General features: G+C 75.6%; 14 protein-coding genes, 1 tRNA gene and 1 pseudogene. 8 read left to right on the top strand and 8 right to left on the bottom strand.

Translation table 11 applies throughout. The features are described 5' to 3' along the window. Positions 1-7: 7 nt before the first annotated feature. The 3 genes from ACYVGT_RS24655 (at position 8) to ACYVGT_RS24645 (ending at position 4,400) form a co-directional block, all read left to right on the top strand. The gene (locus ACYVGT_RS24655) at positions 8-808 is read left to right on the top strand and encodes an ABC transporter ATP-binding protein (RefSeq protein WP_460862792.1); all 801 of its coding nucleotides are present in this window, start codon (positions 8-10) and stop codon (positions 806-808) included. Further along, positions 805-2,448, top strand: a complete 1,644-nt coding sequence (locus ACYVGT_RS24650; protein WP_460862791.1) for a thiamine pyrophosphate-dependent enzyme — start codon at positions 805-807, stop codon at positions 2,446-2,448. Before ACYVGT_RS24655 ends, ACYVGT_RS24650 begins: the two co-directional genes overlap by 4 nt. A gap of 491 nt (positions 2,449-2,939) precedes the next feature. After that, a complete protein-coding gene (locus ACYVGT_RS24645; RefSeq protein WP_460862790.1) occupies positions 2,940-4,400 on the top strand; it encodes a benzaldehyde dehydrogenase in 1,461 nt (486 codons plus the stop codon). Positions 4,401-4,906: 506 nt separating this feature from the next. Here ACYVGT_RS24645 and ACYVGT_RS24640 read toward each other — a convergent pair. After that, complete coding sequence (locus ACYVGT_RS24640) at positions 4,907-6,307, bottom strand: ABC transporter substrate-binding protein (RefSeq protein ID WP_460862789.1); 1,401 nt, start codon at positions 6,305-6,307, stop codon at positions 4,907-4,909. Between the two features lie 196 nt (positions 6,308-6,503). Beyond that, positions 6,504-6,710, bottom strand: a complete 207-nt coding sequence (locus ACYVGT_RS24635) for a hypothetical protein (RefSeq protein WP_460862788.1) — start codon at positions 6,708-6,710, stop codon at positions 6,504-6,506. A 253-nt stretch (positions 6,711-6,963) separates the two neighbouring features. Here ACYVGT_RS24635 and ACYVGT_RS24630 point away from each other — a divergent pair, with 253 nt between their 5' ends. The 3 genes and pseudogenes from ACYVGT_RS24630 (at position 6,964) to ACYVGT_RS24620 (ending at position 9,767) form a co-directional block, all read left to right on the top strand. Further along, positions 6,964-7,881, top strand: coding sequence for a hypothetical protein (locus ACYVGT_RS24630; protein WP_460862787.1), 918 nt, complete (start codon positions 6,964-6,966; stop codon positions 7,879-7,881). A 668-nt stretch (positions 7,882-8,549) separates the two neighbouring features. Further along, positions 8,550-9,233 (top strand): annotated as a pseudogene (locus tag ACYVGT_RS24625) (RibD family protein); the annotation flags it as partial. A gap of 66 nt (positions 9,234-9,299) precedes the next feature. Continuing rightward, the gene (locus tag ACYVGT_RS24620) at positions 9,300-9,767 is read left to right on the top strand and encodes a cytidine/deoxycytidylate deaminase family protein (protein WP_460862812.1); all 468 of its coding nucleotides are present in this window, start codon (positions 9,300-9,302) and stop codon (positions 9,765-9,767) included. 12 nt (positions 9,768-9,779) lie between these two features. On the opposite strand, the gene ACYVGT_RS24615 is transcribed toward ACYVGT_RS24620, so the two are convergent. The 4 genes from ACYVGT_RS24615 to ACYVGT_RS24600 all read right to left on the bottom strand — a co-directional run bounded on the left by ACYVGT_RS24615 (position 9,780) and on the right by ACYVGT_RS24600 (position 16,685). Then, positions 9,780-10,613, bottom strand: a complete 834-nt coding sequence (locus tag ACYVGT_RS24615; RefSeq protein ID WP_460862786.1) for an SAM-dependent methyltransferase — start codon at positions 10,611-10,613, stop codon at positions 9,780-9,782. A 162-nt stretch (positions 10,614-10,775) separates the two neighbouring features. After that, entirely contained in the window at positions 10,776-11,999 is a 1,224-nt protein-coding gene (locus tag ACYVGT_RS24610) for an alkaline phosphatase family protein (RefSeq protein ID WP_460862785.1), read from the bottom strand. Positions 12,000-12,708: 709 nt separating this feature from the next. Next, positions 12,709-15,228 (bottom strand): DEAD/DEAH box helicase, encoded by a 2,520-nt coding sequence (locus ACYVGT_RS24605; RefSeq protein WP_460862784.1) that lies wholly within the window; start codon positions 15,226-15,228, stop codon positions 12,709-12,711. Positions 15,229-15,329: 101 nt separating this feature from the next. Further along, positions 15,330-16,685 carry a carboxypeptidase regulatory-like domain-containing protein gene (locus ACYVGT_RS24600; protein WP_460862783.1) on the bottom strand — a complete coding sequence of 452 codons (1,356 nt, stop codon included), beginning with the start codon at positions 16,683-16,685 and terminating at the stop codon, positions 15,330-15,332. A 266-nt stretch (positions 16,686-16,951) separates the two neighbouring features. Here ACYVGT_RS24600 and ACYVGT_RS24595 point away from each other — a divergent pair, with 266 nt between their 5' ends. Further along, positions 16,952-17,602 (top strand): TetR/AcrR family transcriptional regulator, encoded by a 651-nt coding sequence (locus ACYVGT_RS24595; RefSeq protein WP_460862782.1) that lies wholly within the window; start codon positions 16,952-16,954, stop codon positions 17,600-17,602. A 212-nt stretch (positions 17,603-17,814) separates the two neighbouring features. Here ACYVGT_RS24595 and ACYVGT_RS24590 read toward each other — a convergent pair whose 3' ends face one another. After that, positions 17,815-18,804, bottom strand: a complete 990-nt coding sequence (locus ACYVGT_RS24590) for a malate dehydrogenase (RefSeq protein WP_460862781.1) — start codon at positions 18,802-18,804, stop codon at positions 17,815-17,817. A gap of 425 nt (positions 18,805-19,229) precedes the next feature. Here ACYVGT_RS24590 and ACYVGT_RS24585 point away from each other — a divergent pair. Then, a tRNA-Ile gene (locus ACYVGT_RS24585) sits at positions 19,230-19,303 on the top strand. Between the two features lie 496 nt (positions 19,304-19,799). Here the strand turns inward: ACYVGT_RS24585 and ACYVGT_RS24580 are convergent. Then, on the bottom strand, positions 19,800-20,857 hold a 1,058-nt coding region (locus ACYVGT_RS24580), incomplete at its 5' end, for an alpha-N-acetylglucosaminidase C-terminal domain-containing protein (RefSeq protein ID WP_460862780.1).

Here is a 20,857-nt window from a genome sequence, read left to right as displayed (position 1 = left end):
ACCGCCCATGCTTGACGTGACCGGACTCCAGAAGATCTACCGGGGCCGCGACCGCGAGGTCGAAGCCGTCCGCGACCTCACCTTCTCCCTCGCCGAGGGGGAGCTGACCTGCCTCGTCGGCCCCTCCGGCTGCGGCAAGACGACGCTGCTCAAGTGCATCGCCGGCCTCATGGAGCCCTCCGCCGGCACGGTGGCGCTCTCCGGCAAGGCGGTCACCGGGCCGCCGCCGGACATGGCCGTGGTCTTCCAGGAGTACGGCCGCAGCCTGTTCCCCTGGCTCACCGTCAAGGGCAACGTGGAGCTGCCGCTCAAGGAGAAGCGGCTGCCCCGCAAGCGCCGCGCCGCGCTCATCGAGGAGTCGCTGGAGGCGGTCGGCCTCGGCCACGCCGCCGACGCGCACCCCTGGGAGCTCTCCGGCGGCATGCAGCAGCGTGTCGCCATCGCCCGCGCGATCGCCTACGAGCCGCGCGTGCTGCTGATGGACGAGCCGTTCGCCGCCGTCGACGCGCAGACCCGCGCCGACCTGGAGGACCTCGTCCGCCGGCTGTGGAAGCAGTTCTCCATGACGGTGCTGTTCGTGACGCACGACATCGACGAGTCCGTCTACCTCGGCGGCCGGGTGCTGGTGCTGTCGTCCTCGCCCACGGTCGTCCAGGACGACGTGGCCATCGACCTGCCCGAGGAGCGCGACCAGCTCGCCACCCGCTCCGACCCGCACTTCGCCGAGCTGCGCGCGCACGTCTACGCCCGCATCCAGGCCGCGAAGAACGGGCCCGCGGAGGCGGCGGCCGAAGGGGTGGCCCGATGACCGCCGACGGCGGCGCAGACGCCGGACGCACCGTCCGCGACGCGGCGCTGGACGCGCTGCGCGAGCACAGCCTGACGACGGTCTTCGCCAACCCCGGCTCCACCGAGGTCGCGTTCCTCACCGATCTGCCCGGCGACATCGAGTTCGTGCTCGCCCTGCACGAGGGCTCCGTCGTCGGCATGGCCACCGGCTGGGCACTGGCGCGCGGGCGCGCCGCCCTCGTCCAGCTGCACACCACCGCCGGGCTCGGCAACGCGGTCGGCGCTCTGGCCACCGCCCGGGCCAACCGCGCTCCGCTGGTCGTCCTGGTGGGCCAGCAGGACCGCCGGCACCTGGCGCTGGAGCCGTTCCTCACCGGGCGGCTGCGCGACCTCGCCGGCGACTACCCGGTCCTGGTGGAGGAGCCCGCCGTCCCGCAGGACGTGCCCTCGGCGCTGGTCCGCGCCCGGCACGCCGCCGAGCAGGCGCGCGGCCCGGCCATCGTGGTCGTTCCCCAGGGCGACTGGGGCGCACCGGCCGGCGGTGCGGACGGCCGCGCCGCCGCAGCGCGCGTGGTGCGCTCGGCCACCGCCGAGGCCGGCGATGTCGCCGAGCTCGCCGCGCTGATCGACGGCGCGGCGGCGCCGGCCCTGGTCTCCGGCGCCGGCACCGACAGCGCGGACGGGTGGGCGGCGCTGACCGCGCTCGCCGAGCGCATCGGCGCACCGGTCTTCCAGGAGAGCTTCGGCGCCCGCGCCGGCTTCCCGCAGGACCACCCGCTGTTCGCCGGGTTCCTTCCGGCCGACCGGCCGCGGCTGCGGGAGGTGCTCGCCCCCTACGACGCGGTCGTCTCCGTCGGCGCCCCGGTGTTCCGCCAGTACCCCTTCACCGAGGGCCCGCTGGCGGAGGACGGGACGGCGCTGGCGATCCTCACCGACGACCCCGCCGAGGCGCGCCGCAGCCCCGTGCAGCTGGCGGTGCTCGCGCCGGTGGCGCCCGCGCTGCAGCGGCTCGCCGACGCGGTGCGCCCGCGGGAGGGCGGCCCGGCCGCGCACCCGGTACCCGGCCCGCTCGCCGCCGACGCCGAGGAGTACGGTCCGCAGGGCCTGCGCCCCAACCGGGTGCTCACCGCGCTCGCCGCGCGGCTCGACCCGGACACGGTGGTCGTCGAGGAGACCCCGTCCAGCCGGCCCGACCTGCACCGGCTGCTGCCGGCGCGGCGCCCGATGGGCTTCCTGTCCGCGGCGATGGGCGGCCTCGGCTTCGCCCTGCCCGCCGCGGCGGGCGTGCGGATGGCGGCGCCGGACCGGCCGGTGGTGGCGGTGGTCGGCGACGGCTCCTCGCTCTACCAGGTGCAGGCGCTGTGGAGCGCGGCCCGGTACGGCGCGGGCGTCCTGTTCGTGGTGCTGTCCAACGGGCGCTACGCCATCATGGACCGGCTCGCCGATGCCCGCGGCGGCAAGCCGCCGTGGCCGGACTTCTCCGACGTCTCGCTGTCCGCACTCGCCGGCGGGTTCGGCTGCCCGGCCCGCCGGGTGGCGACCGCCGAGGAGCTGGATGCGGCCCTCGACGAGGTGGTCCCGACCCTGCGGGACCGCACCGAACCGCTGGTCCTGGACATCGCCGTCGACCCGGGCGCGGACCGCGTGTTCCGGCCCTAGGGACCCGGTGCACGGCGGACGCGCCGGGAGGGCTCCGGCCCGCTCCGCCGGGCCGGCCGTCCACACGGCCTCCCGCCCCCGCACGTCCGGGGCGGGAGGCCGGACCCCACCACCCGTCCACCCTCCCGCCCATCCCCGCAGTCCCCGCCCACCGAGCCGCCCCGACCCCGTCCCCGAACGCTGCGGGCCCCGGCGTGCGCCCCCCTCGACGACCTCCGCCACCGGTGTCAGGCGACCGCGCCGGCTGCTCCGGGGACCGCACTGCGCGGCCGCGGAACGGCGGACCGGTAGCTCCGGCCGGCGGCGCCCGCCGCCGCATCCCCGCACCCGGCCGGGCTCCCACCGGCCCGGCCGGCTCCCCGCCACCGTCCGCACCGGACCCTCGCCCGGCCCCCGACTCCCTTCTCCCGCACGGGCAGCGCGAGAAGACCCGCCCCCCCCGGCACCACCGCCCGCACCACCAGCCCCACCCCACCCATCTGGAGGCGACGTTGTCCCTGCTCGACCCGGAGAACTGGACCGGAAACGTCTTCACCGGCGCCTGGACCCCCGCCCAGGGCGGCGACGCGCCGGTCACCGCACCCGCCACCGGCGCCGAAATCGGCAGGATCGGCGCCGCCGCTGCCGGCGACGTCGCCGCTTCGGCCGCCGCCGCGGCATCCGCCCAGCGCGGCTGGGCCTCCGCCGGCTACGAGGAGCGCGCCGCCGTGCTGCGCCGCGCCGGCGCGCTGTTCGAGGAACACGCCGACGAGATCGCCGGCTGGCTGAGCCGCGAAGCCGGCTCCGGCCCCGGCAAGGCCGGCTTCGAGAACCACCTCGCCGTCACCGAGTGCTACGAGTCGGCCGCGCTCGCCTCGCAGCCGATCGGCGAGGTGCTGCGGTCCGGCAAACCGCGGCTGAGCCTGTCCCGCCGCGTGCCCGCCGGCGTCGTCGGCGTCATCGCGCCGTTCAACTTCCCGCTCATCCTCGGCATGCGCTCGGTCGCGCCCGCGCTGGCGCTGGGCAACGCGGTCGTGCTCAAGCCCGACCCGCGCACCGCAGTCTCCGGCGGCGCGGTGATCGCCGAGGTGTTCCGGCAGGCCGGCCTGCCCGAGGGCGTCCTGCACGTGCTGCCCGGCGGCGCCGAGGCCGGTGCGGAGCTGGTGGCCCACCCCGACGTCCGCGTCATCTCCTTCACCGGGTCCACCGCGGCCGGGCGGAAGGTCGGCGAGGCGGCCGGCCGCCACCTCAAGCGGGTCCACCTGGAGCTGGGCGGGAACTCGCCGCTGGTCGTGCTGGACGACGCCGACGTGGACCGGGCCGCCTCCGCCGGCGCGTGGGGCTCCTTCCTGCACCAGGGCCAGATCTGCATGACCACCGGCCGGCACATCGTGCACTCCTCGATCGCCGACGCCTACGTGGAGAAGCTGGCCGAGAAGGCCGCGCAGATCCCGGTGGGCGACCCCGAGAAGGACGGCACCCCGCTCGGCCCGATCATCGACGCGGGCCAGCGCGACCACGTGCACTCCCTGGTCACCCGCAGCGTGGATGCGGGTGCCGTGCTCGCCGCCGGCGGCACCTACGACGGGCTGCTCTACCGGCCGACCGTGCTCGACCGGGTCACCCCGGAGTCGCCGGCCTTCGCCGAGGAGGTGTTCGGCCCGGTCGCCCCGGTGGTCCGGTTCGACACCCTCGACGAGGCGGCCGCGCTGGCCTCCAGCGGCGAGTACGGCCTGTCGCTGGGCGTGCTCACCGGCAACCCGATGCGCGGGATGGAGCTGGCCGACCGCATCCCGGCCGGGCTGGTGCACATCAACGACCAGACGGTCGACGATGAGGCCGTCGCCCCCTTCGGCGGCGTCGGCGCCTCCGGCACCGGCTCCCGCTTCGGCGGTACCGCCGCCAACCTGGAGGCCTTCACCGAGACCCAGTGGGTCACCATGCAGGCCGACATCGAGCGGTACCCCTTCTAGGGCCCCGGCGCCCGCCCCGTCCGGGGGAGCGCCGGCGGGAGCGCCGCCCCGCGGCGGCCGGCCTGCGGACACCTCAGGCCGGCGGCCGCCGGCGGTTCCGCCGAGCAGCGGCACGCCGGTGGCCGCCGAGACCGGGCCGAGCGCCAGGACCGCGGCGGCCATCGGACGCGGCTGCCCGCTGCGGGAGCCACCGCCGCGCGCTACCGGTCCGCTTCGGGGGCGCCGCCGTTGACGCAGCGCCGGCGCAGGGCCCAGGGCCGCCAGCCGGGCAGAGGCGCGGCAGCCATCCTTCGGGGCCGCCCGTCCGGGCCAGGGGGGCGGTCAGCACCGGCGGCGCGGCAGCCTCCTGTGCCCAAGGACCCCGCCGCACCGCCGAATCTCCGCCTCCGCCTCCGCCTCTCGGACGGCCCCGGGCAGCAGCAAAGCCGGTGCGGAGCGGGCTGCGGCGGTGCGGAGCAGAGAACCCTGCCGGCGGAGCCGCCCCTCCCATCGGCGGACGAAGCGCCCTACCCGGTCGCGGACTGGACCTGGGCGGCGGAGCGGGCCATGTTGCGGGCGACGGGGGCCGGATCGCCGTTGCCGAAGAGCGGCGGAACCTCCTGGGCCAGGGTGCTCTCGGCGGCGAGGGCGCCGGCGAAGGCCGCGTGTTCGGCGTCGTCCCCGGCGCCCCAGCGCTGGAACGATTCGGCGCCATCGGCCACCGCCTGCACCGTCGCCGGGTCGTAGGAGTCGGACAGGGGGGCGGGCTGGGCGCCGTTGCCGCCGGCCGGCATGGCCTCCCAGGCGGAGGTGAAGCGGTCCGGGTCGGCCGGGGTGCCCGAGCGCATCGGGACCCTGCCCTCCGGCGCGATGGCGAGCGACTCCTCGTAGCCGCCGTGCAGCAGGAACTCCGCGTACTGCTGCGCCGCGGCCGTATCGCCCGCCGAGGGCACCGCCAGGTTGAGCGTCCTGCCGTACTGCGCGGTGCCGCCCTGCGGCGTGCGCAGCGCGCCCACCACGCCGGAGTTCTCCGCCAGGAACGACGGATCGGCGTCGCACTCGTCGCACGACGGCGGCGTGTCGGGCGCCGCGCCGGCGATCGGGCCGAGCAGGTGGGAGCTCCAGAGCACCATCGCGGCCTCGCCGGCGAGATAGGCGTCGCGCGCGCTCGCCGCGTCCTGGTCGCCCTGCACGGAGGCGTCCGCCATCCGCCCGTAGGACTCGATCCCCGCCGTGCACTCCGGCGACTCCAGCGCTACGGCCCCGTCCGCGTCGACCAGGGCGCAGCCGCTGCCGACGAGCAGCGCCTCCAGCGTCTGGGCGGTGAACGGGTCGCCCGGCCGGGTGCCGAGCACGATCCCGGCGACGCCGTCGGTGTTGAGCGCCTCCGCGGCGCGGGCGGCGTCCTCGGTGCTCTCCGGCGGCGCCAGCCCCGCCGCCTCGAACAGGTCCGTGCGGTAGACGAGCACCTGGCCCCAGCCGTCGCTGGGAACGGCCGCCAGCGTGCCGTTCGGGCTGGCCATGGCCACGGCGCGCTCGTCGAAGGTCTCGGGGCCCAGAGCGTCCAGGACCTCGCCGGGAACCTCGGTGTCCAGCAGGCCCTCCGCGGACCAGACTGCCACCTGCTCGGGGCCGGCCAGTACCAGGTCGGGCACGTCGCCGGCCGCGGCGCCGGAGGCGAGGCTGCGGTTCTGGTCGGCGGCCGCCATCGGCACCACCTCGACCTCGATGCCGCTCTCCTCGGTGAACCGGTCTGCCGTCGCCTGCTGCTGCGCGAGCCGCTCCGGCGCGCCGTAGGGCGTCCACACGGTCAGCACGTCCTCGCCGCCGCCGAACGTGCACCCGGCCGCAGCCAGGAGCAGCGCGGCCGCTGCGGCGCCGCCGGCTCTGCGCGGCGCACGGGAGGGGGCGGGGACGGGGGAGGGCATCGTCGGGCTCCCAAGGGTCGACTGCTCTGGCGCGGCGGCCCCGCGGCACCTGCGCGCGCGAAGCGCACCCAGTCTGCAGCGTTCTCGGGGTCGGTCGTCCACCGCGGTGCCTGAAAGGTGGCGGAACGTCCGTTACTGGCCTGAATCCCTCGGGAATCCCCTCCGGGCGGCCCCGGACCGGGGCCGCCCGGAGGTCTCAGAGCGCCGGGCTGCTTCGGCCCGCGCGCTCCGCCTCGCGCCTCCGGTGCTCCGCCTCGGTCAGGCGGTGGCGCAGCGCCTCGATCTCCCTCTGCTGGCGGTCCATGATCCGGCCCGTCGACCAGGCCGATACCGAAGAGGAGGTCACCCATCCCGCGATGAGTCCTCCGATGAAGCATCCGAGAGCCGTGAGCAGAACGGCCATCGACCGCTCCCTTCCGTGTGCCACCCGGCGGGTCCGGCGGCCCTGGCGGCCGTCCGGGCTCCCTGGACGAAGCACCTCCAGGACAGCACCCGCTCCCGCTGCTTGCCGATCGGAAAACCGGTCCGGCCTAGCAAGCAAACACACCTCCGGGATTGCGTGGGCTGTCCGGGGGCGGCCCGGCATGGCCGGGGAACATGCGCGCGGGATACCGTTCCCGGGTCCGGAAGAGGCGGAAGGGCGGTGCGGGAGTCCGATGGCGCGCAGCGAACGCGTTCCCGTCAGCGAGGCGCACAGCAGGCTCGGCCAGCTGCTGCGCGCGGCCCGGGCCTCCGCCGGAGCCACCACCCGGGACGTGGCCTTCTACTCCTCGGGCCACATCTCCAACGTGGAGAACGGGCACGTCATGCCTTCGGAGAACCTCGTCTACTACTACGTGGAGAACTTCGGCTCCGACGAGCGGGCGGTGCGCTCCGCGCTGGAGGCCGCGCGCCAGGCGACCCGGGGGCGCCGCGAGCAGCAGCGGGTGCGCGCCCTGCGGCCGGTCACCCCGGAGTCCGAGATCGCCGACATCCGGCGCGGCTACCGGGTGGTCGAGAACGACGCCTCCTTCCGGATCGGCCCCCGCGGCGCCGTCGAGCAGGTGGACGTGATCCGCGAGATCGCCGCGCGGCGCCCGGGGACGCGCTTCGTCGTCGCGCGCTACGCCTACCTCAACGACATGCGGCCCGGGGTGCTGCGCGCCGCAGCAGGGACCGGCTGCAGCATCGCGCGCATCTCCCAGAACGCGCTCGGCTACCTCGTGGCCATCCTCGAACTGGACCGCCCGGTGGGACCCGAGGACGGCCCGGTCACCTACTCCTACCGGGTCCGCGTCGACTCCCCGGAGCCGGTGCGCCCGGCGCTGCGCTACCACGCGCACGAGCGGCTGCAGCGCCTTTCGCTGCGGGTGCAGTTCGCCCCCGAGGCCGCGCCGGGCACCGTCTGGTGGTTCTCCGGGGCGCGCCCGTTCGACGTGGAAGAGGGGGCGGAGGCCGGCGAGCGCATCCCCGCCAACGAGATCGGCTTCTACCACCGCCGCTTCCGCCCCGAACCGGGCGGCTACGTCGGCATCGCGTGGGAGTGGCAGCAGGCGGCTCCGGCCCGCAGGGCAGCCGGGCGCGCGGCGCGCTGACCGGTGCGCCCGCGCTGCAGGGAACCGGGCCGGATCGCCGGGGGAACCGCCGCCAGTGGCGCTCCCGCGCGGCGCCGCCGGGTGCTAACCTCCCCGGACAGCCGCGGGCGGACCGGACGCCCCGGCGCTCGTGCTGGGGTGGGGACACACGTGAACGACGACGACTGACGGCGAATGGCGGCGACCGGGCTGCGGCCCGGCCGCGTTCCGATGGGGGTCGGCCACGGTCGCCCCATGGCATGCCTAGTCTTCGTCGTCCATCGCACCTCGCACGCCGGTTGACGCGAGCCCGGCTCTCCAGAGATCTACCCGCCGCCGTGCGCCGCCATCCGCGGGCTGGCGGCGGCGGCCCGATGCGGCCACCGATTGCGTGCCCGGGGCCGCCGAGGCGGATTCCCGCCGCGGCGCCGCTGTGCGGTCGGGCGCCGCCGCCAGGCAGGCGTGCGGCGGAGGGGATCCCCGGGCCGGCTGCCGCGCCACGGGGTGTGTGCGGCGGGCAACTGCCCTGCCGTGCACCGCCCCGGGCACGCCCCTCGCGGAGTTCTCCCCAGCCGCGAGGCGAGTGGGGGAAGCGGGCCCCTGACCCCCTCCTCGGCGGTGCAGCGGGTGCCCCCGGCGACACCGCTCGCGGCAGGCGCGGTCCCCCCACCACGCCCTAGGCTGAAGGCATGGACCGCCCGCACACCATCCTCAGCTGCGCCGTGTCGCTGGACGGCCGCATCGACGACGCCGGTCCGGAGCGGCTGCGGCTGTCCAGCGCGGCCGACTTCGACGAAGTGGACGCGGTCCGTGCCCGGTGCGACGCGATCCTCGTCGGCGCGGGTACGGTCCGCAGCGACAACCCGAGGCTCCTCGTCCGCTCGCCCGAGCGCCGCGCCGCACGCCTCGCCGCAGGGCGGACCGGGGACCTGCTCAAGGCCGTGGTCAGCGGAAGCGGCGAACTCGACCCGGCGGCGCGCGTCTTCACCACCGGTGACGCCGGCGCCGTCGTCTACACCGGCGCGCCCGCCGCGGCCGCGGAGCGCTTCGCCGACCCGCCCGGCGGCCGCCCGGTGGCGGTCGCCGACGCCGGCGACCCTGCCGACCCGCACCGGATCCTCGCCGACCTGGCGCGCCGCGGTGTGCGCCGGCTCCTCGTCGAGGGCGGCACGCACATCCACACCCTCTTCCTCACCGCGGGCCTCGCCGACGAGCTGCGGCTCGCCGTCGCCCCGTTCTTCATCGGCGATCCGGCCGCACCGCGGTTCACCGGGCCGGGCTCCTTCGCCGACGGCCCCGGCCACCCGCTGGTCCCCACCGGGGTGCGCGAGGCCGGCGGAACGGCCGTACTCACCTATCGGTCGCAGCAGAGCCGGGCCAGCGACGCGGTCCTGCCGCTGGTCGCCGCGGAGGCCGCCGGCGGACCGGACGGCACCGGCGTGCACGCCGGACCGCGGGACGAGGAGCTGCTCCGCCGCGCGATCGCGCTCGCGGGGAACTGCCCGCCGTCGGACACCGCCTACTCGGTGGGCGCGGTTCTCGCCGACGCTGCCGGCCGCGTCCTCGCCGAGGGCTGGTCGCGCAGCGGCGATCCCCGGGACCACGCCGAGGAGGCCGCGCTGCGCGCGGTCGACCCGGCCGACCCGCGGCTCAGCGGAGCCACCCTCTACACCTCGCTGGAGCCGTGCGGCGTCCGCGCGTCCCGGCCGCGCCCCTGCGCCGACCTGGTCGCCGCCACGCCCATCCCGCGCGCCGTGTTCGCCTGGCGCGAGCCCTCCGACCTGGCGCCCGGCGGCGGCGCCGGGACGCTCACCGCCGCCGGGCGCACCGTCGTGCAGATCCCGTCCCTCGCCGCCGCGGCCCAGGCACCGAACCGGCACATCCTGGACCGGAGCGCGGGCGCCTGAGGGCGGCCCGGGTCAGCGCTTGCGGCCCACCGCGGCGAAGGCGTCGACCGGCGCCGGGGCGCCGATCTCGCTGGGGCCGGGGTGCCAGAGCGAGCAGGAGACGACGCCCGGTTCCATCACGTCGAGGCCGGTGAAGAGCGCGGCGATCTCGTCGGTGCTGCGCAGCCGGATCGGGGTGGAGCCGCCCTCGTTCCACAGCCGCGCGGCTTCGGCCATCCCCTCCGGATCGACGATCGCGGTGGAGTGCGAGATGACGAGGGCGCTGCCGGAGGCGAGCGGCGCCATGAGGCGGGCGACGATGTCCCAGATCTCGGCGTCGGGGATGAACTCGGCGATACCGAGCAGCATGACGGCGGCCGGGCGGTCGAAGTCGAGGGTGGCGCGTGCGCCGTCCAGGATCGTGTCGGGGTCGCGCAGATCGGCGTGGATGTAGGCGGTGCTGCCGGGCGTCTCGCCGACGAGGAGCGCCTGGGCGTGGGCGAGGACGACCGGGTCGTTGTCGACGTAGACGGTCTTGGCGTCCGGCGCGGCGGCCTGGGCGACCTCGTGGGTGTTGCCCGCGGTGGGGATGCCGGTGCCGATGTCGAGGAACTGGGTGACACCGGCCTGCCCGGCGAGGTAGCCGACCGCGCGGCTCAGGAAGGCGCGGTTCTGCCGGGACACCTCGACGAAGTCCGGCGACGCCGCGACGATGGCCGCACCGACTTCGCGGTCGGCGGCGAAGTTGTCCTTGCCGCTCAGCCAGTAGTCGTAGATCCGCGCCGGGTGGGCGACACTGGTGTCGATACCGCCGGGGCCGCGCTCCTGGTCCATGCCTTGGGGGTCCTCGCTCGTTCTCGTCTGCACGGTCGGTCCCCGCCGCGGCGGGGCCACCACCAACCTAGATCGCGTGATGCGGTCATTTCGGCCGGAACGGGTTTCCGAGGGGCGTTGGAACCGTACTGTGACCCCGGGCACGGCAGCGCCGTCTGATCCGCGGAAAGCCCGCCGCCGCAGGGGTTTGCGGAGTCAGTGCGGGCGTAGCGCCTCGGTCCAGGCGCGCCCCTCGGACTGGGCCGGCGGCGCGATACCGAGGAGGTGCGCGAGCGTGGGCGCGATGTCGAGCGTCCGCGGCGCTGCGGGGCGCGCGCCCGGCACCACCGGGCGGCCGGACAGCACCACCGGCGCCGCGGCCTCCCGCATCGTCGCGTGGCCGCCGCGCGGCACGGCCGGGACGTCGCCGGGCGGCGCGAACGCGTACGGCGGGCGCGCGTCGACCGCGAAGTCGCCCTCCTCCGGCGCCGCGCCCAGCGCGGCGAGCGCCGCCCGGTCGAATACCCGCTCCAGCACCGGAGCGGGCCCGCCGCACAGCCTGTTGAGCACGCCGGCCAGCCGGGTGCGCCCGGCCGGCCGCGCGGCGGCGCCGCGCAGGTACAGGTTGGCTGCGCGCGGACTCGCCGTGACCGCGACCTGGGTCCGCCGTGATGGGCGCCGCCCTGACGCGACCCGCTCCACTCGGAACCCGGCCGCCCTGATGGCGCCGAACACCTCCGGCTCCAGCGAGCGGTCCCATCCGGTCGCGCCGTGGTCCGACACCACCGCGAGCACCGCGGCGCCGGCCAGCCCCGAGTCCCGCACGGCCGCGGTGATCAGGCCCAGTCCGGCGTCGAGGCGTTCGAGGGCGCGCGGCAGTTCCGCGGCGTCCGGCCCGGCCGCGTGGCTGATCGTGTCGATGTGCGCGGTGTAGGCCGCGATCAGGTCGGGCACGCGCGGCAACTGCACCGGCCCGAGAGCCCCCTGCACATCTTCGCCGCGGAGTGCAGCGGCGACCGCTCCGGCGTTCGCCTCCCAATCCGCGCCCTGCGTGTACAGCGCGGCCGGATCGCCCGGGTCGGCGCCGCGCCTCTGGACGATGTACCAGCCCGCGGAGAGCAGCGTCCGGCCCTGGCGGCGCGCCGCCTCGAACAGCGTCTCCGCCTCCAGCCGGCGGTTCTGTCCGCGCGCCCGGCCGGTGCGCGGGTCCAGTACGTAGGCGGTGTTGCGGTGCACCCGCGGCGGGGCACCGGTCGCGATGCCGGCCCGGTTGGGGTTGGAGACCGACTTGTAGGTGCCCGCAGCGACCGTGCGCACGCCCTCTTCGGCCAGCCGGTGCAGTTCGGGCAGCCGATCGGCGTGGCGGTCGAGGTAGGACGGGTCGAGTCCGTCCACGTCGACCAGCACGACCGGCCCCCGGCGCGGCGCATGTCCCCCCATACCCCACTAGTACCCGCCCGGCTGCGGCCGGTCACCGGGGGCGGCGGGGGAGCGGCGCTGGCAGCGTGCGCCTCTCCGGCGCGCCCCGGCCGCGGCCCCTCGGGGGTGCCGCCAGCAGGGCGCTCCGGTCCGCGCTGGTTCCCCAGGGTTGAGATCATTGCCTCGATCCGCTGGCGCACTCGGCCCGGGGCCGGGCCGCGCGGGTGGCGGTCGCGGTCGGACTGGCTGGGGCGTCCAGCGGCGTTCGCGGCCGCAGCCGGGGAGGACCCGTGCGATGGCCGCACAGGCCGGTTCGGCGCCGGGGAGCGGTCGGTGCCGGCGCGCCGGCGTCCAGGGCAGGACACGCGGCCGCCCCGCTGGACACGGAGCGCGGCCGGACAAGCCTCCAGGTCCGTCTGCACACTTGGGCCACAGGCGCCCATCGCCCGGTCCGCAGCTGGTTCAGCGCTTCCCGCCAACGATCTGAGCCGGCTTCGGGAGGTCCGGTTGCGGAGAGCGCCATCGGGTGCGGCGGGGAGTGCGGTGCCGGTGGTTGTGCGCCTCTCCGCGAGGCGGGACGCCGGTCGCAGCGGAGGCGGACCGATTGCTGCACGCGTGTGCTTCAGCGTGCTGCACCGGAGGAACGCGGCGGGCACGGCTGCCCTGCGGGCCGGCCGGCCGCCGCAGGCTGGTGCGGGCGACGCTGCCGAGGAGCGCAGGCCGCACGCCCTCACATCCGGTCGACGGCGGTGACCGCGAGGACGGCCCGGCCCTCGTCGTCGGAGGCGGTGAGGTCGATCTCCGCGGAGATCCCCCAGTCGCCGTCGCCGGCGGGGTCCTCGAAGACCTGGCGGACCCGCCACAGGGCGTCCTCGGGAACCTCCTCGATCTGCAGCATGCGGGGGCCGCGGGCATCCGGGCCGGTGCCGATGGAGTCGTGCTCGGCGAAGTACTCCTCCAGGGCCTCCGCCCACTCCTCGGCATCCCAGCCGTCCTCGGCGCCGAGCCGGCCCAGCTCGGTGTAGCGGCGCAGCGCCGCCAGCTCCACCCGGCGGAACATCTCGTTGCGCACCAGCACCCGGAACGCCCGCGTGTTGGCGGTGACCGGCTTGTGCCGCTCTTCGGCGTCGGCCTTCGGCTCCTCGTCCTCGGCCGGGTTGGTCAACTGCTCCCACTCGTCCAGCAGGCTGGAGTCGACCTGGCGGACCAGCTCGCCGAGCCACTCGATGAGGTCGAGCAGCTCCTCGGTGCGGGCGTCCTCCGGAACCGTCTGGCTCAGCGCCTTGTAGGCGCTGGCCAGGTAGCGCAGCACCAGCCCCTCCGAGCGCGCCAGCTCGTAGAAGCCGACGTATTCGGTGAAGGTCATGGCGCGCTCGAACATGTCGCGCGCCACCGACTTGGGGCGCAGCGGGTGGTCGCCCACCCACGGGTGGCCGCGCCGGTAGACCTCGTAGGCGTGGTCGAGCAGCTCCTCCAGCGGCTTGGGGTACTCGACCTCCTCGAGCCGGTCCATCCGCTCCTCGTACTCGATGCCGTCGGCCTTCATCTGGGCGACGGCCTCGCCGCGCGCCTTGTTCAGCTGCGCGCCGAGGATCTGGCGGGGGTCGTCCAGCGTGGACTCCACGACGCTGAGCATGTCCAGCGCGTAGCTCGGCGACTCGGGGTCGAGCAGGCCGAACGCCGCCAGCGAGAACGTCGACAGCGGCTGGTTGAGCGCGAAGTCGGGCTGCAGGTCGACGGTGAGGCGGGCGGTGCGGCCGTCCGCCCCCGGCTCGGGGATGCGCTCCACGATGCCGCCGTCGATCAGCGACCGGTAGATCGCGACGGCCTCGCTGATCTGCCGCCGCTGGGTGGCCCGGTCGTCGTGGTTGTCGGTGAGCAGGTGGCGCATTGCCGCGAAGCAGTCGCCCGGCCGCGCGATCACGCTGAGCAGCATCGCGTTGCTCACCCGGAACCGCGACTTCAGCGGCTCGGGCTCGGCGGCGATGAGCTTCTCGAAGGTGGACTGGTCCCAGCTGACGAAGCCGTCCGGGGCCTTCTTGCGGACCACCTTGCGGCGCTTCTTCGGGTCGTCGCCGGCCTTGGCGAGGGCCTTCTCGTTCTCCACGACGTGCTCGGGCGCCTGCGCCACCACCTTGCCGAGCGTGTCGTACCCGGCCCGGCCGGCCCGCCCCGCGATCTGGTGGAACTCGCGTGCGCCGAGCCGGCGCACCCGCGTGCCGTCGTACTTGCTCAGCGCCGTGAACAGCACGGTGCGGATCGGCACGTTGACGCCGACGCCGAGCGTGTCGGTGCCGCAGATGACCTTCAGCAGCCCGGCCTGGGCCAGCCGCTCCACCAGCCGGCGGTACTTCGGCAGCATCCCGGCGTGGTGCACGCCGATCCCGTGCCGCACGTACCGGGAGAGGTTGCGGCCGAACTTCGTGGTGAACCGGAAGTTGCCGATCTCGGCGGCGATCGCGTCCTTCTCCGCGCGGGTGCACATGTTGATGCTGGTGAGCGACTGCGCGCGCTCCACCGCCTGGGCCTGGGTGAAGTGCACGATGTAGACCGGGGCGTCCCGGTTCTCCAGGAGCTCCTCGAGCGTCTCGTGCAGCGGCGTGGTCCGGTAGTCGTAGTACAGCGGAACGGGCCGCTCCGCCGAGCTGACCACCGAGGTGGCGCGGCCGGTGCGCCGGGTGAGGTCGTCCTCGAACCGGCTGACGTCGCCCAGCGTGGCCGACATGAGCAGGAACTGCGCCTGCGGCAGCTCCAGCAGCGGCACCTGCCAGGCCCAGCCGCGCTCGGGGTCGCCGTAGAAGTGGAACTCGTCCATCACGACGGTGCCGATGTCGGCGTCGGCACCGTCGCGCAGTGCGATGTTGGCGAGGACCTCGGCCGTGCAGCAGACGATGGGGGCGTCGGCGTTGACGCTGGCGTCGCCGGTCATCATGCCGACGTTGTCGGTGCCGAAGACGGCGCACAGGTCGAAGAACTTCTCCGACACCAGCGCCTTGATCGGCGCCGTGTAGAACGCGCACTCGTTGCGCGCCAGGGCGGCGAACAGCGCGCCGGTGGCGACCAGGCTCTTGCCCGACCCGGTGGGCGTGGACAGGATGACGTTGCTGCCGGAGACGACCTCGATCAGCGCCTCGTCCTGGTGCGGGTAGAGGGTGAGGCCACGTTCCTCGGCCCAGGAGGCGAACGCCTCGTAGACGCTGTCGGGTTCGTTGCGGGCCGGAAGGCGATCGATGAGACTCACAGACTCCATACTGCCTTCTCCCGGCCGCGGACTGGTCCACGGCGCCGCCGGCCTGTGGACGGGGCGCGCCCGGCAGTGCGCACCCGTACGGTGGCGCGCGCCCCGGCCGCCTACTCCGCGCGGACCGGCGCCTCGTCCGCAGGAAGGGAGAAGTCGAGCACGGCTTCGCCGCCGCCGGCTGCACCGCCTTCCCGGTCTGCGGCTCCGGCGCCATCGGCGGGGGCAGCCTCGCCGGACGGGCCGGCGTCCGCCCCGGTCGGCGCGCCGAGGGTGATCCGGCCCAGCCGCGGCGAGCGGCCGGGTGCCGACGCGAGCACCGTGAGCACCCCTTCCGGGAGGCCGGTGCCGCGGTAGGCGCCGTCCTCTCCGGCTTCCAGTTCGGCGACGTGCGCGCCGGCGTGGTCGAGCACGGTGACGACCGCTCCGGGCAGCGGCGCTCCGCCGTCGCCGGTGACGGTGCCGGCGAGCGCGGGGCCGTCGCCGTCGGCGCCCTCGGCGTCCCGCTTCTCCTTCCGGAACCCGGCCGCGGCGAGCAGACCGCCCAGCACCAGCCACGCCACCAGGACCGCCGACGGCCCGGCCACGCCGACCCCGTTGAAGTAGAGCAGTCCGCGGATGGCGTCCATCGCCTGCCCCATCGGCAGGAACGGGTGCAGGGCCTGGAAGAAGTCCGGCACCATCGCCAGCGGGATCGCACCGCCGCTGGCCGGCATCGACAGCAGGACGAAGATCAGCATGGCGACGCCCGGCAGCCACTTCTTCACGAACGGCGCGATGCCCATGACCGTCCAGGCCACCGACTGGTTCAGCATGAACGCGACCAGCATGACCGCGGGCGCGTCCGGTACCACGTGCAGCGCTGCGCCGAAGGCGTAGCAGAACACGCTGGTGAACGCGCCGAAGCCGGCGAGCGCCAGCATCTTGGTGCGCGCCGCGAGGTGGCCGGCGTGCACGCGCACCATCATCGCGCCGATGTAGCCGGTGATGGTCCAGGTCAGCACCAGGTAGAAGAGCGACATCCCCATGCTGTCGCCCGCCGCGGCCGGAGCGGCGTCGGTGACGGCCAGGGTGCCGCCGTCGGCCTCGGCCAGAGCCGTGAACGGCTGCACCGTCGCCTGCTCCAGCGCCATGCCCATCGCGCCGGCGACGAACAGCTCCCGGTCGGCCGGAGCATAGGCCGCGACGGCGTCCCGGTCGAGCACGGCCTGTTCGGCGTCAGCCGTGGCAGCGACGTCGAATCCGCCGGGCAGCTGCTCGTCCAGCGCGCTCTGCACGGACGCGGCCGCCTGCTCCCCCTGCACGGCCACCGGCAGGTCGTGCGGCGCCGGCGCGTGGAAGGGGATCAGGTAGAAGACCATGAACCCTACCGCGAAGAAGGCGGGGAACCACAGGGCGTCGGCGAGGGTCTTCACGGTGGACCAGAGGCCGGCGGCCCCGGTCGCGTCGGCAGCTTCGGGCGCGGCCAATTCATCACCTTTCCTGCGGCGGGAGGCGGCGGGACGGGCGCGGCACCCGGCGCCGGCCGGGCGCCGCGGACACACGCGCAGACCAGGCCACGATAGGCGAAAAACATGCAGGATTGCAAAAATGCAGGAGTGAACCTTTTTTGTGATCTGCTGTGCACCGGGGATACGGTGGGCCCGCAACGACCGGCGGGCGCCGCCCCGCGCAGCGCCGGCAGGCACCGGCACGCAGCCGCGCAGAGGGAGGTCCGCACCATGAGGTCCGCGCCATGACGCCGGGACCCGCCGTCGCCGAGCCCGGGCTGCGCGAGCGGAAGAAGGCCCAGACCCGCGCCGCGCTGCGGTCCGCCGCGATCCGGCTCTTCCGCGAGCGGGGGCCGGCGGAGGTCACCGTCGAGGACATCTGTGCCGAGGTGGGCGTCTCGCCGCGCACCTTCTTCAACTACTTCGACGCCAAGGAGGAGGTCCTCGTCCCGTTCAGCAGGGACGACTACCACCGCTTCGCGGCCGACGTCGCCGAGCGGCCCGCGGCGGAGGAGCCGCAGGAGGCCGTGCGCGAGGTGCTGGGGCAGGCGATCGCGCGCGCGGTGGCCAGCGACACCTGGCGCGACGAGTCGGAGCTGCTGCGCGCCCACCCGCACCTGCTGCACCGGGTCGCGGCCGCCAACCGGTCGCTGCGCTTCGCGCTCACCGACGGGCTGCTCCGCAGGCTCGGCGCCGGCGCCGAGCCGATGTATGCCGACCTGGTCGCCGCGGCCAGTGTCGCGGCCACCCAGGTCGCGGTCAACGCCTGGCAGAACGACCCGGACGGTGCTGACGTCACCGCCGTCCTCGCCGCCGCCTTCGACACCCTGCACCGCGGCCTTGCGCCCGCTGCGGAGCGGTGCGCTGCCGCCGGCGCCGCGATGCCGGAGGCGTAGGCGGCGCGCAGCGGCAGTGCGCCGCCGTATCTCCCGCCGGCGGGGCGCCGCCGCTGCGGCGCGGTGTCTGCAGGACCGGAGCGGGTGCCGGGGCCGGCCCGGGGCCCTGGACCGTGTTGCTCCGCCCGCGGCGTGCGGGCCGCCGCCCGGAAACCGCAGCGGCGCGCCCCCGGAGTACCGGAGGCGCGCCGCCCGCGAGGCCGGAGCCGGTGCTAGACCAGCCCGAGGCCCTTGACCGTGTCGCGCTCCTCGACGAGCTCGGCGACGGAGGCGTCGATGCGGGAGCGGGAGAACGCGTCGATCTCCAGGCCCTGCACGATCTCCCACGTGCCGTTCTTCGAGGTGACCGGGAACGAGGAGATGATGCCCTCGGGCACGCCGTAGGAGCCGTCCGACGGGATGGCCGCCGAGGTCCAGTCGCCCTCCGGGGTGCCGTTCACCCAGTCGTGGACGTGGTCGATGGCCGCGTTGGCCGCCGAGGCCGCCGACGACGCGCCGCGCGCCTCGATGATGGCGGCGCCGCGCTTGGCGACGGTCGGGATGAAGTCGTTCTCCAGCCAGTCCTGGTCGTCCACCGCCTTGGCCCCGGTGGTGCCGTTCACCTCCGCGTGGAAGATGTCGGGGTACTGGGTGGCGGAGTGGTTGCCCCAGATGGTGAGCTTCTTGATGTCGTTCACCGTGACGCCGAGCTTCTTGGCGAGCTGGGTCTGCGCCCGGTTGTGGTCCAGCCGGGTCATGGCGGTGAACCGCTCGGCCGGGACGTCCGGCGCGTGCGCCTGCGCGATCAGCGCGTTGGTGTTGGCCGGGTTGCCGACCACCAGCACGCGGACGTCGTCGGCGGCTCCGGCGTTGATCGCCTCGCCCTGGGGCTTGAAGATGCCGCCGTTGGCCTCGAGCAGGTCGCCCCGCTCCATGCCCTTGCCGCGCGGGCGCGCGCCCACGAGCAGGCCCACGTTGGCGCCCTGGAACGCCTGTGCGGCGTCGTCGAAGATGTCGATGCCCTGCAGCAGCGGGAACGCGCAGTCGTCGAGCTCCATCGCGGTGCCCTCGGCGGCCTTGACCGCCTGCGGGATCTCGAGCAGGCGCAGCTTCACCGGGGTGTCGGGGCCGAGCAGCTGCCCGGAGGCGATGCGGAACAGAAGGGCGTAGCCGATCTGGCCGGCGGCACCGGTGACGGTGACATTGACGGGTACTTGGGCCATGACCTGATTCTTCTCCTGTGACGGTGGTGCGGGCCGCGGACTCCGCCCGCGGCACGCTGTGATCAGCGGTCGCCCCCGGCCGACCCGCACGCCGTGAGCACGCGGGCAACCGCCGCCCCCACCCTATTGCGCCCGGTCACCTCGCCCGCGCTCCGCCCCCGGGGTGCCGCTGGCGGGAGCGGAGCCGGAGGACAGCCCCGGCGCCGGACGGCTCCGGTGGACTGCGGGGCGGGTGCTGCTGTGCGGCCGCCGGACCGCGCGGAATGCCGTTCCGGGGTGCGCAACAGTGCCGGTATGCCCCGCCGGGGCGATCCGGTCGGGTGCGGGTGCCCCCCGTCCGGCCGGCCGCACGGCGGCACCCGACCCTGTTAAGATGACCGCGCGCCGGCGGACCCCCGTTCCCCCGCGCACCGCGGCCGGGTCGCGGGGCGGTAGCTCAGCTGGTCAGAGCAGGGGACTCATAATCCCTGGGTCGCGGGTTCGAGCCCCGCCCGCCCCACAGGCCCTGACATAGAGCAGCGCCGTTGAACTGCAGGAGCAGGTCAACGGCGCTCTTGGTCCCTGGAGGGCCGGCTGCGGACGGACACGGATTCCTCCGACTGCCGCTGCCGCACGCCTGCGGGCACACTCCGGCTCTCTGCGCCGGTGCGCTCCGTCGCGGTTCCGCCCGCTGCCGGTCCGGTGAAGGCCGCCCCCGCGGCGCGTTCAGCTCACACCGCCTCTGGCCCGCGGTGTCCGGACGCCGCGCAGCAACCGGCCAGGGCTCCCTGCCCCTGTGCGCAGAGCCCGGCCGTTGAACAACCAGGGGCTGCGCGTCAGGCGGGGACCGCCGTGACCCCGCAGTACGGCCCCGGCCGGCCGGAGGGCTCCGGCTCGCCGACTCGGTAGGCGCCGGGAACCGGGGAGGAGTACCAGTGCCATCCGCCGGCCCTGGCGCCGCCGCCGGCGCTGGCCTTCGCGGACCGCGTCTTCGCGGAGTCGTGAGGGCTCCGCCGCTACCGTCCGTGCCGCTCGCGGGCCGCGGCGAAGCGCGGGTAGAGCCGCTCGGAGACGGCCACCGGATCCTCGGGCGGGCGCAGGGGAGCGGTGGCGGGGTTGAGGAGCCAGGAGCGCTCGAAGGCGTCGAGGGCCGCGTCGAAGCGGGCCGGGGAGAGCGAAGCGGCGCGGGTGAGGGCGGTGCGCAGGGCCGCGGTCCACAGGCGCCAGCGGGGCAGGTAGTAGCGGCCGAGGAGTCCGGACCAGTGCCGGCCGGCGTAGTCCTCGAGCGGGTGGCCCGGCTCGACCCAGACGGTGAGCAGGCGCAGCGCGTCCGCCCGCAGCCGCGGCCCCTCGCCCGGCGCGCAGCCGGCGGTGCGCGCGGCGGAGGCGGCGGTGGAGAGCCGGCGGTCGGGCAGCGCGGCCGCGAGCGCGTCGAGATCGGCGATACGGGCGAGCAGCGCGGAACCGGCGGATTCCAGCGCCGGCAGGTCGCCGCGGAGGAAGGCGTCCGCGGCCTGCGCACGGTGCCGGGCGGCGGCACCGGTCAGCACCGCGTCGCCGACGTCCACCAGGTCGCGGCCGAGCGCCGGGCCGGCCCCGTCGCGGAGTGCCGCGCGAAGCAGCAGGTCCCACGCCCGCACGAGAGCGGGGGAGAAGGCGGCCTCCGCAGGGCCGGCCAGATTGAGCGGGCGGTCCGGCTCCAGGCCGGGCCCGACGCGGGGCCGGCACTGCACCACCGACAGCGGCGGGTCGGCCGCGCCGTACCGTTCCGCCCGCAGGATCCGCCAGGCTTCCTGCAGGTCCTCACTGCCGCTGCCGTAGCGGAGGCGGACATGGCCGCGCAGCCACGCACCGAGGTCCCGGACGGAGCCGTCCCAGGCCACATCGGCCAGCAGCGCCTCCACCGCCGGATCGTGGGCCAGGCTCTCGGCCGTTGAGCCGACCCCGGCGGGAGCGGCGGCCCCTCCGCTGCTCGCCTCGGGAAGAGCGGCCCCGCCGGGCACCGCGGCGCTGCCGGGCCCCGTCGCAGCGGCCGTCCCGCCCGCGGCCCCGGCGGCATCCGGCGGCGCTGCGC

This window comes from Nocardiopsis coralliicola, assembly GCF_054779695.1.
The sequence above is the reverse complement of the archived record's forward strand: the minus strand, read 5'-3'. Positions and strand labels throughout refer to the sequence as shown.

Coding starts and splice junctions, on each gene's coding strand:
- ACYVGT_RS24655 (WP_460862792.1), top strand. CDS start 8: ATGCTTGACGTGACCGGACTCCAGAAGATCTACCGGGGCCGCGACCGC.
- ACYVGT_RS24650 (WP_460862791.1), top strand. CDS start 805: ATGACCGCCGACGGCGGCGCAGACGCCGGACGCACCGTCCGCGACGCG.
- ACYVGT_RS24640 (WP_460862789.1), bottom strand. CDS start 6,307: ATGCCCTCCCCCGTCCCCGCCCCCTCCCGTGCGCCGCGCAGAGCCGGC.
- ACYVGT_RS24635 (WP_460862788.1), bottom strand. CDS start 6,710: ATGGCCGTTCTGCTCACGGCTCTCGGATGCTTCATCGGAGGACTCATC.
- ACYVGT_RS24630 (WP_460862787.1), top strand. CDS start 6,964: ATGGCGCGCAGCGAACGCGTTCCCGTCAGCGAGGCGCACAGCAGGCTC.
- ACYVGT_RS24610 (WP_460862785.1), bottom strand. CDS start 11,999: ATGGGGGGACATGCGCCGCGCCGGGGGCCGGTCGTGCTGGTCGACGTG.
- ACYVGT_RS24605 (WP_460862784.1), bottom strand. CDS start 15,228: ATGGAGTCTGTGAGTCTCATCGATCGCCTTCCGGCCCGCAACGAACCC.
- ACYVGT_RS24595 (WP_460862782.1), top strand. CDS start 16,952: ATGACGCCGGGACCCGCCGTCGCCGAGCCCGGGCTGCGCGAGCGGAAG.
- ACYVGT_RS24590 (WP_460862781.1), bottom strand. CDS start 18,804: ATGGCCCAAGTACCCGTCAATGTCACCGTCACCGGTGCCGCCGGCCAG.